Genomic DNA, 12,955 nt, shown 5'->3' on the forward strand with positions numbered 1-12,955 from the left:
GCCGCGGCGGGGTTTTGCTATGCCGATACGTCTAAACTGAAAACCGAGCGACCATGAGCACTGAATCCCACCTTCTTTACAGCCAACTGCCCGCCATCGACCGCCTGCTGCGTGAACCCGCGATTGAACCGCTGGTGGCGCAGCATGGCCAGACGCTGATCGGCGAACTGCTGCGCCGGCTGCAGGCCGAGGCGCGCGACGCGATAAAACAGCAGCAACGTTTACCGGCCTGGTGCGGCGACTGGCCGCAGGCGCTGCGGGCCGAGCTGGCCCGGCAGCAACGCCCGGCGTTATTGCCGGTGTTCAACCTCAGCGGCACCGTGCTGCACACCAACCTCGGGCGCGCCCTGCTGGCGCAGCCGGTGCAGGATGCGGTGAGCGCGGTGATGGGGGAGGCGGTGACGCTGGAGTACGATCTGGACGGCGCCGGGCGCGGCCATCGCGATCGGGCGGTGGCGAGTCTGCTGTGCCGGCTGACCGGCGCGGAAGACGCCTGCATCGTCAATAACAACGCGGCGGCGGTGCTGCTGATGCTGGCGGCGATCGCCCCCGGCAAAGAGGTGGTGGTGTCGCGCGGCGAGCTGGTGGAGATCGGCGGCGCGTTCCGCATTCCCGACGTGATGCGCCAGGCCGGCTGTCAATTGGTTGAGGTCGGCACCACCAACCGCACCCATCTGAAGGATTACCGCCAGGCCATCAACGAGCAGACCGGCCTGTTGATGAAAGTGCACACCAGCAACTACAGCATTCAGGGCTTTACCGCTGCGGTCGACGAGGCCGAACTGGCGCAGCTCGGGGCCGAACAGGGCGTGCCGACCGCCACCGATCTGGGCAGCGGCTCGCTGATCGATATGGCGCAGTACGGCCTGCCCGCCGAACCGATGCCGCAGCGGTTGCTGGCCGCCGGCGTCGATCTGGTGACGTTCTCCGGCGATAAGCTGCTGGGCGGCCCGCAAGCCGGCATCATCGTCGGCAAAAAGGCGCTGATCGCGCGCCTGCAGCAGCACCCGCTCAAGCGCGCGCTGCGCGTCGGCAAGCTGACGCTGGCGGCCCTGGAGGCCACGCTGCGGCTTTATTTGCAGCCGGAAAAACTGGCTGAGCAACTGCCGACGCTGCGGCTGCTGACCCGCCCGCAGCAGGAGATGCAACAGGCGGCCGAGCGGCTGCTGACGGCGCTGACGCCACGGTTCACCGCCGATTTCGCGCTGCGCGCCGAACCGTGCTGGTCGCAGATTGGCAGCGGTTCGCTGCCGGTGGATCGCCTGCCCAGCTATGCGCTGACCTTCACGCCGCGCGACGGCCGCGGCGCCACGCTGGAAGCGCTGGCTGAACGCTGGCGCCGCCTGCCGCAGCCGGTGATCGGCCGCCTCGGCGACGGCCGGCTGTGGCTGGATCTGCGCTGTCTGGAACAGGAAGGGGCGCTGATCGACGTGTTGAGCGCATCATGATCATCGCCACCGCCGGCCATGTCGATCATGGCAAAACCACTCTGCTGCAGGCGATCTCCGGGATCAACGCGGATCGCCTGCCGGAAGAAAAGCGCCGCGGCATGACCATCGATCTGGGCTACGCCTACTGGCCGCAGCCGGACGGCCGGGTGCTGGGCTTTATCGACGTGCCCGGCCACGAAAAATTCCTCGCCAATATGCTGGCGGGTGTCGGCGGCATTGACCATGCGCTGCTGGTGGTGGCCTGCGACGACGGCGTGATGGCGCAGACCCGCGAGCATCTGGCGATCCTGCGCCTGAGCGGGCGCCCGGCGCTGACGGTGGCGCTGACCAAGGCCGACCGGGTGGAGGCGGTACGTATCGATGAGGTGCGCGTTCAGGTGCGCGACGAGCTGGCGCGCCAGGGCTGGCCCGATGCGCTGCTGTTTGTCACCGCGGCGGCGGCGGGCGAGGGCATTGAGGCGCTGCGCGCGCATTTGCTGGCGCTGTCGCCCGGCGAGCATGCGCTGACGCGCCGTTTTCGTCTGGCGGTAGACCGTGCGTTCAGCGTCAAAGGGGCGGGGGTGGTGGTGACCGGCACCGCGCTCGGCGGCCGGGTGAAGGTGGGGGATACGCTGTGGCTGACCGGCGCCGACGCGCCGGTGCGGGTGCGCGGTCTGATTCTGGGCATGCCCAGAATCAGACCGTGGAACAGGCGCGGGCCGGGCAACGCATCGCGCTTAACATTAGCGGCGATGTCGATAAAGACCGGATCGCGCGCGGCGATTGGCTGCTGGCGCAGCGCCCGCCGGAGGCGGCGGAACGCATTCTGGTGGCGCTGGAGACGGATCGGCCGATCCGCCATTGGCAGCCGCTGCATCTGCACCATGCCGCCAGCCACATCACCGGGCGCATTTCGCTGCTGAACGACGGGCTGGCGGAACTGATCCTCGATCGTCCGCTGTGGTTGGCACAGAACGATCGGCTGGTGCTGCGCGATATCGGCGCGCGGCAAACGCTGGGCGCGGCCCGGGTACTCAGGCTGAATGCGCCCAAGCGCGGCAAGCGCCAGCCGGACTATTTGGCATGGCTGCAGGCCCTGGCGCAGGCGCAGGACGATGCGCAGGCGCTGGCGCTTGAGCTGCCGCACGGCGCGCTGTCGCTGGCGGCGTTTGCCTGGGCGCGTCAGTTGACCGACGACGGCCTGGCGGCACTGCTGGCGAACCGCGATCTGCTGATCGTCGGTGACCGGGCGCTGGCGCAGGATCAGGTGCAACAGGCGGAAAGCCGCCTGTTGCAGGTGCTGGCGGAGTATCACCAACAGCACGCCGATCAGCTGGGCTTAGGGCGCGCCCGCCTGCGGCGCATGGCTCTGCCTCAGCAGCCGGAAACGCTGGTGTTTATGATGATCGATCGGCTGCTGAAGGCCGGCGCGCTGCGCAATACGCGCGGCTGGCTGCATCTGCCGGAACACGGCCTGGCGTTCAGCGCCGACGAGGCGCCGCTGTGGGCGCGCATCGAGCCGCTGTTCGGCGACGAGCCGTGGTGGGTGCGCGATCTGGCGAGCGAGCTGGGCGAAGAGGAAAGCCGGGTGCGCGCGGTGCTGCGTAAGGCGGCTCAACTGGGCCATGTGACGGCGGTGGTGGTGGATCGCTACTACCTCAGCCGACGCATCGATCAGTTCGCGGCGCTGATCCGCGAGCTGGATGCGGAGCGCGGGGGCGCCAACGCCGCCGATTTCCGCGATCGGCTCGGCGTCGGGCGCAAGCTGGCGATCCAGGTGCTGGAGTTCTTCGATCGCAGCGGCTTTACCCGCCGCAAGGGCAACGAGCATCTGCTGCGAGACGGCGGGCTGTTCGGCAACTGATTGCGTGTTTTTTGTTCTCTGATGGCGGTATAATCAGCTTTAATCACTTTGATTGATATTGATTGTACTGAGGAGCAAGACGATGAACACGAAAGTCATCACCGCTCATGTCCCGCTGCCTTTGGCTGCAAAGGTGGATGAAATGGCCGCCAAACTTGAACGCTCACGGGGATGGATAGTGAAGCAAGCCCTCGCCGCCTGGCTTGAGCAAGAGGAAGAGCGCCGTCGGTTAACGCTGGCGGCGCTGGCCGATGTCGAAGAGCAAAACGTTATCGATCATGAGTCGGTAGAAGCCTGGGCGGCCAGCCTGGACAGTGACGAGCCGCTGCCGGTACCGCGCTGATGGAGTTAAAATGGACGAGTAAGGCGCTATCGGATTTGGCGCGTTTGTTTGAGTTTTTTGCCTTGGCTAACCGCACTGCGGCAGCGAATTCGGTGAAGGCCTTGGTCGCCGCGCCTAAAGCGTTGCTCGATAATCCTCGCCTGGGTGAAAGACTGGACGAGTTTTTACCGCAGGAAGTGAGGCGTATTCTGGTCGGCCGTTATGAGATACGTTACCAGATGCAGCCGGCAACGATTTATGTTCTGCGTATTTGGCATACCCGCGAAGAGCGATAGGCGGAATTCCCCTACCCGATAAACCTGACGCCGTGCCCGGCGGGCGATCTCCGTCCTGTCGGCGTTGCTGTTGTTGGCGGTAGCGGTGGTGGGGGCGGGGTATGCGCTGGGGGGCTGCTCGGCTGAAGCCGCATAAAAAACGCCGGTCGGGAAACCAGACCGGCGTTTTATCGTCGCGCTTATGCCGCGCCGTTCGGCTGCGGGGTGGGATCGCCGTTGCGGCGTTTGGCGAGGAACAGCGCCACCAACGTCAGCCAGCACAGGCCGCTGATAAGGTTGAACAGGTTGAACAGCCCGCTGCCGCCCCAGACGTAGGCGACCTTGGCCAGCTCGATGCCGACGGTGAACACCATCATGCTCAGCATGCCCATGGTGGCGGACACGGTGCCTTTGCTGACATTGCTGGAGAACAGCGTCAGGCGGTACAGCCCGGCGTTGGCGAGGCCGATGCCGAAGGCGTACAGGCTCAGGCCGGCGGTCATCCACAGGTAGGCGTGGCTGGAGAACTGAGTCGCCAGCGCGGCGATCAGCAGCCCCAGCAGCATCGGGCCTGCGCCCAGCTTGATCAGGCGCTCCACGCTGTTTTTGCCGGTCAGGCGCGCCAGCGTCAGGTTGCCGAGGATCAGCGCGCCGAACACCGGGATTTGCAGCAGGCCGTAATCCAGCGTCGACAACGACTCCCCGCTGATCAGGATCACCGGCGACTGGGCGATCCAGGCCAGCAGCGGCAGGCTGGCGAAACCGATCGCCAGGGCGCCGCACAGGAAGCGGCGGTTGCCCAGCACCTGGCGGTAGTCGCGCCACAGGTTGGCGGCGGAGAACGCCTCGCCCTGCAGCGTGGCGGTCTCAGGCATGGCTTTCCACAGGCCGTAGAAGGCGATGGCCGCCAGCGCCGCAAACAGTACGAACATGCTTTGCCACGGTGCCACGTGGATCAGCGCCGCACCGGCCAGCGGCCCCAGCAGCGGGGCGATCAGCGCCACGTTAGCCATCAGGGCGGTGATTTTGATGCACACCGCCTCCTCGAACGACTCCTGGATCGTGGCGTAGCCGACCGCGCCGATAAAGCACAGGCCGATGCCCTGCAGGAAACGCATGGCGATGAACTGCTCGATGGTGGTGACCAGCAGGATCGCCAGGCAGGAGACGATAAAGAACGCCACCCCGGCCAGCATCACCGGGCGACGGCCGCGGCGATCCGACAGCGGCCCGAGCAGCCACTGCAAGAAGATGCCGCCGGCCAGATAGGCGGTCATCGAGGTGGGCACCCACTCTTCGCCGGCGTTGAAATCCGCCACGACGGCCAGCATGCCGGGCTGAATCATATCGTTGCCGATATAGGTGGCGAACTCGAACAGCACCAGACAAAGAGGGAATAAAAGCGCCTGCCGGCCCAAACGTGCCGCAGGGGGTAATGTTGTTTTCATATTATTGTACTGATAGTAAAAGAGAAAAAGGAACTGCCAGGGCGGGAAGCGCAAACTCAGCGAGTTATGGCGGCTATTTTGCCGCCAATTGTTCACCTTCGCAATCATAAGGTGTTGTTTAAGTGCATTCTGATATTTCGCTTTTGGGTTGTCGCCGAACGCCGTGCCCGATAACCTCTTCTTAACATATCAATATGACACAAGATCGGGCGAGCGTTTGAGCGAGAAAATCGGCTGGATAGACAACCTGCGGGCGATGGCGTGCATGATGGTGGTGATGATCCACGCCACCACCTATTACGTCACCAACGGCGCGGCGATAGGGTTGCACAACTGGGACATCGCCAACGTGCTGAACTCACTGTCGCGCGTGTCGGTGCCGCTGTTCTTCATGATTTCCGGCTACCTGTTCTTCGGCGAAAAGAGCGCCGGCCGGCGGCATTTCACCCGCATCCTCTGCTGCATTCTGTTCTACAGCGCCATTGCGCTGATCTATATCGCGGCTTTCACCAAGATCGGTTTCTGGCCGTCGCTGCGCGGCATCCTGCAAAAGCCGGTGTTCTATCATCTGTGGTTTTTCTACGCCATCGCGGTTATTTACCTGCTGTCGCCGCTGATTAGCGTCAAACCGATATCGCGCCGCTACCTGGCCGCCGCGCTGGTGGTGTTGGCGGCGATCGCCAACCCGAATACCGATAAGCTGACCTTCGGCAACGCGCATCTGCTGCCGGTTAACCTGTATATCTACGGCGATACCTTCTACTACCTGCTGTATGCGTTGGCCGGACGGGCGATTGGCATGATGGAGGCGCGCGGGCGCGCCGCGGGCTGGCTGGCGGCGCTGGGATTTGCGCTGTGCGTGGCGCTGATCGCGCGCGGCACCAAGCATCAGCTGTTCATCAACGGCAACTTCGCTGATACCTATTACATCTACAGCGGCCCGCTGGTGTTTATGGCGGCGGTGGCGCTGCTGGTGTGGGTGAAACACTGTCTGCCGCAGCCAATCGGCTGGCTGAGCGTATTTTCCCGTCATTCGCTGGCGATTTACGGTTTTCACGCCCTTATCGTCAACGTGATGCGCAATCGGCACCTGGATTTCACCGGCCACCCGCTGCTGGATATCTTCTGGGTGTTCGGCGTGGCGCTGGGGGGCAGCCTGCTGCTGTCTGTCGGCCTGCAGCGGCTGGATACCCGCCGGCTGGTGTCATAGCGGCGAGCGCTGGCGCTGCTGGGCGCGGCGCAGTTGCCGCCCGGAAGAAAACCCAGCCGCCAGCGCGGCCTTCTCCAAGCCATATCCTTGCTGCAGGCGCTGTTGCGCCACCGCCAGCCGCAGCTGCTCATGATACTCCCGCACGCTGATGCCGACGTGGCTGCGAAACAGCCGCGCCAGGTGGCGGCTGCTGACGTGCGCCTTCTCCGCTATCTGCGGCACCGACCAGTCGGCCTCCGGCTCGGCGGCCATCACGTCCTGCGCGCGGTGCACCGCCGGGTGCAGGTGGTTGCGGTAGCGCAGCCAGGGCGACAGCTGCGGATCGTCGCCGGCGCGGCGGAAATAGACCACCATGTCGCGTGCGACGTCGCGCGCCCGGCCGGAGCCGCAGTGGCGGTGGACCAGGTGCAGCGCCAAATCGATGCCGGTGGTGATGCCCGCGCTGGTGTAGACGCCGCGGTCTTCGACGAAGATGCGGTTCTCTTTCACCTGCGCCGCCGGCGCCTGCAGGCGGATACGTTCGATGACGTCGTGGTGGGTGGTGCACTGATAGCCGTCGAGCAGCCCGGCCTGCGCCGCCAGCAGCGCGCCGGAACAGATGCACACCAGGGTGATGCGCTGCCGTTGCAGATCGGGCCGCAGCGTCGCCAGCCAGCGGCGCGCCTGCTCGGCCTCCTCTCCGGCGAAATAGCGCTGCGAATCGCCGACGCCCGGCAGCACCAGGATGGCGCCGTCTTCCAGGCGCTCGGGCAACGGCTGCAGGCCGCTCAGCGTCATGCCGATGGAGCAGACGATCTGCGGCGCCGGGCTGAGGTAACGCAGGCTGAACTGCCCGGCGAGGCGCAGGGTTTCCGCCGGGCCGCTGACGTCCAGCGACAGCACGTTGGGCAATAGCAGAAAATAGACGGCCTGCGACATGATTACTCCTGTGCGAGTTGCGCCAGCGCCTCATCCACGCTGGCGATGCGGGCGAAACGATCGACCAGTACGGTTTCAGTATGCCGCTTCAACTGCGCGGGGGTAAAGACTTCGCCGCCGGGATGGCGCATCGGGAAGGTTAACGTCGCCTCGGTGACGAAAGTCACCCGATAACCGAGATCGGACGCCACCCGGGTGGTGGTTTCGCAGCACTGCTCGGTGCGGATGCCGGAGACGATCAGGTGGTTGATGTCCCGCTCGCGCAGCCAGGCGTTGAGGCCGGATTCGGTCAGCGCATTGTGCACATGCTTGTGTACGGTGATATCCGCCTGGTGGGTGAGGAACGGCAGGCGCTGCACATAGCCCGAAGCCAGTGAGAACGGCCCTTGCGGCGAAACGTGCAACACGTCGACCAGGGCCGCGCCGCGCTGTCGGCAGCCCGCAATCAGGCGGGTCAGCGCCTGTTGAAACGCCGGCAAATCGTCCTCCTGCCAGAATGGACGGTGCTGGAATGATTGCTGGACATCGATGATCAATAACGCGCTCTGTGACATTTTCGGCCCTCCGCCAGTGTGTGTAGCGACCATCTTGCGCCGCGCCTTACTCTGGCAGAAGGCCAAAAACGGCCATCATGATGACAACAACGGACCGACCTTAGGCTTTGCTCACCTGGCCGGCGACCAGGCGCCCCTGATGGAAGGTGGCGCTGCGCGCCGGCAGACGGGCGACCGCCTCGGCGGAACAGCTGGCGTTGACCAGCACGAACTCGGCGGCATCGCCGGCTTTCGGCCAGGCGCGCTGCCCCTTATCGTCCAGCGGCAGCACGCCGCCGGTGGAGATGGCCATGGCGCGCGACAGGTGATACTCGTCGGAACCGCGGTACAGCTGGGCGTACAGATTGGCCTTCTCCAGGATGTCGCCGGTGCCGAACGGCGACCAGTGGTCGATCACGCTGTCGGTGCCGGTCATCACGAACACCCCTTTCTCACTGAGCTGCGGCAGCGGCATCATCAGGCCGCCGATCGGCACCGTGGAGGCGATGGTGATCTGCTGCGCCGCCAGCCGGGTGGCGGTTTCCGCCAGTTCGCCCGGCGTCAACGTGGTCAGGGCGAAAGCGTGGCTGATGGTGACCTTGCCGCGCAGCGCCGGGTTTTTCTCCACGGTGGCGATCATGTAGTTGATGGCGGCGACCCCGGCCGGGCTGGTTTCATGCAGGTGGATATCCACGCCTTTGCCGGTATCGAGGGCGATTTGGAACATGGCGTCGAGCGATTTCTCCATCGCGCCGTCGACGTTGGTCGGATCGAGCCCGCCGACGTACTGCACGCCCATCTGCATCGCTTCACGCATCAGCGCATCGACCCTGGAGTGCAGCAGGCCGTGCTGCGGGAAGGCGACGATTTCACAGCTGAAGTCCGCCCGGTGGTTTTCCAGCGCGCGCTGCAGGTGCTCCAGGCTTTTCAGGCCGCTGACCGGATCGATATTGCAGTGGCTGCGCGCCACGGTGCTGCCTTTGGATTGCAGCAGGGCGATCAGGTTTTCCGCCCGTTGCTGCGAGGTGGGCAGCAGTGTCGGGATCAGCGTCTGCTCCAGCGCGATCATGTCCATGATGGTTTTGCCCTGGCGCGGGCGCGGCGCCTGCCACGGGCCGCTGTAGAAGGTTTTATCCAGGTGGATGTGCATATCGCGAAATGCCGGCAGCAGCAGCCGGCCCTGCGCCTTATAGCGGGGCACGCCGGCGGGCAACGCGGCGTTGGCGGCGTGAATGGCGGCGATCTTGCCGTCTTTGATCTCCAGGGTGTACAGCGCGGTGCGGGTGCCGATCACCGTTTCGCCGTCGTATTCAAAGCCGTCTTCCAGCCGCACCTCGCTCAGGTAGTAGTGACGATCGGTCAGGGTCATCGGCGTTGGCGCACACGGCTCGCCGCCAGGCGAAGCGGCCTGCGCGATGCCGCCAGTCAGGCCGATCACCGCGCAAGCGGTGGTGAGTTTGCCGGTTTGGCTGAGGAAGGCTCTGCGGCCCGGTTGCTGAGGGTTTTCCACGTTCGGTTCCTTAATCCAGAGGTGAGGTGGGTGAAAACATCCCCCAATTTAGGAGAGGAACCGGCTGGTTGGCAGCGACATTTGCCACTGGTGACTATTCGATTTGGTAATGACCGGCGTGCGCCGGGGCAAGGATTTTCCTGGCTTGCTCTTTCGTAGCTTTAATGGCTACATTTGTAGCCATTAAAGCTACATTGAGGTCAGCGTTATGCACGATCCGATGCTCGAGTTGCTGTTCAGCGAATACCGTAGAAAAGTGCTAAGCCTGCTGTTTATTGAAGCCGGGCGTGCGTTTCATGTGCGAGAAATTGCGCGGCGCACCGCAACTCAGGCCGGCACTTTACATAAAGAGTTGAGCAGGTTGGCGGAGAGCGGCATCTTGCTCAGGCAGCGGCAGGGCAACCAAATTTGCTATCAGGCCAACGCCGATTGCCTGATTTTCCCTGAGCTGGCGGCGATTTTCCGCAAGGTTTGCGGGCCGGCGGAGTTCTTAAGGCAGACATTGGCAGCGTTTGGCGAAGCTATTGAACGCGCTTTTATTTTTGGTTCTGTCGCCAGTGGCAAAGCGACGGCGGCCAGTGATATCGATGTTCTGATCGTCGGCAAACTGTCTTTTGCGGAGGTGATTCAGGCGGTTTACCCGCTGCAGGCAACGCTGGGTCGGGAAATTAACCCCAAACTGTATTCGCCTGAAGAGTGGCGAGCGGCTTTGGCCGAGAACTCCGCGTTTATTCAGGACATTATGGATAAACCCCAACTCTGGATTGTGGGAGACAAGGATGACGCTGGACAATCTGGTCGGGCTGGGACTGGAGGTGATAACGCCTGACGCGGGGGCGATTAAAAAATTGCTGGCCGCCGCCGCTCGCAACCGACGCGATGCGGGTATCACTCAGCTTAGCAATGAGAGCCGTTTCGACACGGCATATAAGGCGGTCATGCAAATGGCGAATGCCGCTTTACAAGCCAAAGGATACCGCACGCTGACCAGCAAACCCGGCCATCACCAGATCATGATCCAATCGTTGCCGCTCACCGTAGGGCTGCCGCGAGAGGAAATGATCTGCCTGGATGCATTGCGAAAACAGCGCAACGTGGCGGATTATTCCGGCGACTTGGTGACGGACGCGGCGGTACAGGCTTGCCTTGAGCAGACAGAAGCGCTGTGGGTACGGATTATCGACTGGCTGCAGCGCGAACATCCGCAGATAGTGGCGTAAGCTGCCTTACTTCAGCCCGCAAAACGCCGCCAGCCGCTGGGCCAGCGCCAGCGTGGCGGCGGGGGCGCCGTCGCGGTAGTAGAGCGCCAGTTCGAAGCTGTCTATCGGCGGCAATCCTTCGGCCGCGCCCAGCACCCGGTGCGTCGCCAGACGGCAGCCGGCCGGCAGCAGGGTGACGCCCAGCCCGGCGGCGGAGGCGGCGGTCAGCGCCGCCAGGCTGGCGCTGCTGTAGCCGATGCGCCAGCGTTTGCCGAGGGTGTCCAGCGCCTGGCACAGCTCGTCGCGGTACAGGCCGTTCAGTGGAAATACCGCCAGCGGCACCGGCGATTGCTCGATGGCCGGGAAGGCCAGGCTGTCCAGCCACAGCAGCGGTTCCGGCCGCGCGGCGCGCGGCGGTTGCCGGCGGCGCTGCTTCACCAGGATCAGATCCAGCTCTTCACGCGCGTAGGCGTTGTGCAGATCGGCGCTCAGGCCGCTGGCGACGTCCAGCCGCAGGTGCGGGTGCTCGCGGCTGAATTCGGCCAGCAGCCCGGTGGTGGGCACGGCGAAATCTTCCGGCATGCCGATCCGCAGCACGCCGTCGCGCCAGATGCCGGTCAGCGCATCGTGGGCTTCTTCATTCAGCGCGATAATGCGGCGCGCGTAGCTCAACAGCTTGACGCCTTCTTCGGTCAGCAGCACCTGATGCGAGGAACGCTCAAACAGCGGCTTGCCCAGCATCTCTTCCAGCCGGCGCACCTGCTGGCTGACGGTGGACTGCGACAAAAACACCCGCTCTGCGGCGCGGGTGAAGCTGTTGCTGTCGCACACGGCGACGAAGCTGAGCAGCAGCTGCGGATTGAACATCGGGTAGCGATTCATTTTCCCACTGTTGGCTATTTTATTATTTAATTTCCCAATACTAGCGGCGTTGCCTACAGTAACGCAACGCTGCGGCGATCGCGCTGTGACGCCGCACTCTTCATTTCGCAGTACCAGGAATATGCCGTGTTAAACCATTCTGTTAATTCACCTTCTCCACGCCGTTGGCTCAACCCCCTGTTGCTGGCGCTGGTGTTGATCGGCCTGAACATGCGGCCGCTGTTGACCTCGATCGGCCCGTTGCTGCCGACGTTGCGCCAGGCCACCGGGCTGAGTTTTGGCGGCGCGGCGCTGTTGACCACGCTGCCGGTGCTGATGATGGGCCTGATGGCGCTGGCGGGCGGCGCCATCAACCGACTGTTCAGCGAACGCAGCGCCGTGGCGTTGAGCCTGTTGGCGATCGGGCTGGGCGCGCTTTGGCGCGAACTGGCCCCCGGCAGCGTGCAACTGCTGATGAGCGCGGTGCTGGGCGGGCTCGGCATCGGAGTGATCCAGGCGGTGATGCCCGGCATCATCAAGCATCACTTCCTCAAAAGCATGGCGCTGGTGGCCGGGCTGTGGTCGGCGGCGCTGATGGGCGGTGGCGGGTTGGGGGCGGCGATCACGCCGTGGCTGATGAGCGTAGGGCACGACTGGCACAGCGCACTGGCCTGGTGGGCGTTGCCGGCCCTGGTGGCGCTGCTGGCCTGGTGGCCGGTCAGCCGTGGGCTGTCTCGCCTGGGCGCGGCGGGCGAAAACCGCGGGCCAAGCCTGCTGCGCAACCGGCGCGCCTGGCTGCTCGGCGCCTATTTCGGCCTGATCAATGGCGGCTATACCAGCCTGATTGCGTGGCTGCCGCCGTATTACATGCAGCTCGGCTGGCAGCCGCAGGCCAGCGGTTCGCTGCTGGCGCTGATGACCTTCGGCCAGGTGGTGGGGGCGCTGCTGTTGCCGGCGCTGGCGCGCAATCATGACCGGCGGCCGCTGCTGTTGCTGGCGCTGATGATGCAACTGATCGGTTTTATCGGCCTGATTTACCTGCCGCAAACGCTGCCGTGGCTGTGGGTGTTGCTTTCCGGGCTGGGGTTGGGCGGCGCATTCCCGCTGTGCCTGGTGTTGGCGCTCGATCACCTGCACCAGCCGGCGGCGGCCGGGCGGCTGGTGGCCTTTATGCAGGGTGTCGGCTTCCTGCTGGCGGGCGTCACGCCTTACCTTTCCGGCCTGCTGCGCGACTACAGCGGCGGCTTCGTGCTGGACTGGCAGATCCACGCGCTGCTGGTGGTGGTGCTGATCGCCATCACCTGGCGCTTCCATCCGCACAGCTACCGGCGGGCGTTCGCCGAATAATATTTCTGTCATTGCCGCTCCCTATAGTGACGTTGCTT

Annotated in this window: 12 protein-coding genes and 1 pseudogene; 8 read left to right on the forward strand and 5 right to left on the reverse strand. The window is 64.3% G+C overall.

Going from position 1 to position 12,955, the window contains the following annotated elements:
* The first annotated feature begins 53 nt into the window (after window positions 1-53).
* The 4 genes and pseudogenes from selA (at window position 54) to ACSBQS_RS20625 (ending at window position 3,912) form a co-directional block, all read left to right on the forward strand.
* Window positions 54-1,448: an L-seryl-tRNA(Sec) selenium transferase gene (gene selA / locus ACSBQS_RS20610; RefSeq protein WP_342164472.1), complete on the forward strand. Its 1,395-nt coding sequence runs from the start codon at window positions 54-56 to the stop codon at window positions 1,446-1,448.
* Window positions 1,445-3,294: pseudogene (gene selB, locus ACSBQS_RS20615) on the forward strand (selenocysteine-specific translation elongation factor). Before selA ends, selB begins: the two are co-directional and overlap by 4 nt.
* An 82-nt stretch (window positions 3,295-3,376) precedes the next feature.
* Window positions 3,377-3,637 (forward strand): CopG family ribbon-helix-helix protein, encoded by a 261-nt coding sequence (locus ACSBQS_RS20620; protein WP_197666726.1) that lies wholly within the window; start codon window positions 3,377-3,379, stop codon window positions 3,635-3,637.
* The gene (locus ACSBQS_RS20625; RefSeq protein ID WP_117188038.1) at window positions 3,637-3,912 is read left to right on the forward strand and encodes a type II toxin-antitoxin system RelE/ParE family toxin; all 276 of its coding nucleotides are present in this window, start codon (window positions 3,637-3,639) and stop codon (window positions 3,910-3,912) included. Before ACSBQS_RS20620 ends, ACSBQS_RS20625 begins: the two co-directional genes overlap by 1 nt.
* A 179-nt stretch (window positions 3,913-4,091) precedes the next feature.
* On the opposite strand, the gene ACSBQS_RS20630 is transcribed toward ACSBQS_RS20625, so the two are convergent.
* Window positions 4,092-5,339 carry an MFS transporter gene (locus ACSBQS_RS20630; RefSeq protein WP_033633516.1) on the reverse strand — a complete coding sequence of 416 codons (1,248 nt, stop codon included), beginning with the start codon at window positions 5,337-5,339 and terminating at the stop codon, window positions 4,092-4,094.
* A gap of 217 nt (window positions 5,340-5,556) precedes the next feature.
* On the opposite strand from ACSBQS_RS20630, the gene ACSBQS_RS20635 reads away from it, so the two are divergent.
* Window positions 5,557-6,549 carry an acyltransferase gene (locus tag ACSBQS_RS20635; protein WP_434991325.1) on the forward strand — a complete coding sequence of 331 codons (993 nt, stop codon included), beginning with the start codon at window positions 5,557-5,559 and terminating at the stop codon, window positions 6,547-6,549.
* Here ACSBQS_RS20635 and ACSBQS_RS20640 read toward each other — a convergent pair.
* The 3 genes from ACSBQS_RS20640 to ACSBQS_RS20650 all read right to left on the reverse strand — a co-directional run bounded on the left by ACSBQS_RS20640 (window position 6,544) and on the right by ACSBQS_RS20650 (window position 9,510).
* Window positions 6,544-7,467 (reverse strand): GlxA family transcriptional regulator, encoded by a 924-nt coding sequence (locus tag ACSBQS_RS20640; protein ID WP_033652294.1) that lies wholly within the window; start codon window positions 7,465-7,467, stop codon window positions 6,544-6,546. The two genes, ACSBQS_RS20635 and ACSBQS_RS20640, sit on opposite strands and share 6 nt — an antisense overlap.
* 2 nt (window positions 7,468-7,469) lie before the next feature.
* The gene (locus ACSBQS_RS20645; protein WP_047025975.1) at window positions 7,470-8,021 is read right to left on the reverse strand and encodes an isochorismatase family protein; all 552 of its coding nucleotides are present in this window, start codon (window positions 8,019-8,021) and stop codon (window positions 7,470-7,472) included.
* Between the two features lie 100 nt (window positions 8,022-8,121).
* Window positions 8,122-9,510, reverse strand: a complete 1,389-nt coding sequence (locus ACSBQS_RS20650) for an amidohydrolase family protein (protein WP_434991326.1) — start codon at window positions 9,508-9,510, stop codon at window positions 8,122-8,124.
* A 208-nt stretch (window positions 9,511-9,718) separates the two neighbouring features.
* Between ACSBQS_RS20650 and ACSBQS_RS20655 the strand changes: the two genes are divergently transcribed.
* Window positions 9,719-10,339, forward strand: a complete 621-nt coding sequence (locus tag ACSBQS_RS20655) for a nucleotidyltransferase domain-containing protein (RefSeq protein ID WP_033652291.1) — start codon at window positions 9,719-9,721, stop codon at window positions 10,337-10,339.
* Window positions 10,290-10,730, forward strand: a complete 441-nt coding sequence (locus tag ACSBQS_RS20660; RefSeq protein ID WP_033645101.1) for a hypothetical protein — start codon at window positions 10,290-10,292, stop codon at window positions 10,728-10,730. The genes ACSBQS_RS20655 and ACSBQS_RS20660 overlap by 50 nt, the downstream gene beginning before the upstream one ends.
* A gap of 6 nt (window positions 10,731-10,736) precedes the next feature.
* On the opposite strand, the gene ACSBQS_RS20665 is transcribed toward ACSBQS_RS20660, so the two are convergent.
* Complete coding sequence (locus tag ACSBQS_RS20665; protein WP_033645100.1) at window positions 10,737-11,591, reverse strand: LysR family transcriptional regulator; 855 nt, start codon at window positions 11,589-11,591, stop codon at window positions 10,737-10,739.
* 126 nt (window positions 11,592-11,717) lie between these two features.
* On the opposite strand from ACSBQS_RS20665, the gene ACSBQS_RS20670 reads away from it, so the two are divergent.
* The gene (locus ACSBQS_RS20670; RefSeq protein WP_046688013.1) at window positions 11,718-12,917 is read left to right on the forward strand and encodes a cyanate transporter; all 1,200 of its coding nucleotides are present in this window, start codon (window positions 11,718-11,720) and stop codon (window positions 12,915-12,917) included.
* Window positions 12,918-12,955 lie beyond the last annotated feature (38 nt).

It is taken from the genome of Serratia sp. H402Y, from assembly GCF_051172415.1.
In the GTDB taxonomy this organism is placed as follows: domain Bacteria; phylum Pseudomonadota; class Gammaproteobacteria; order Enterobacterales; family Enterobacteriaceae; genus Serratia; species Serratia ureilytica.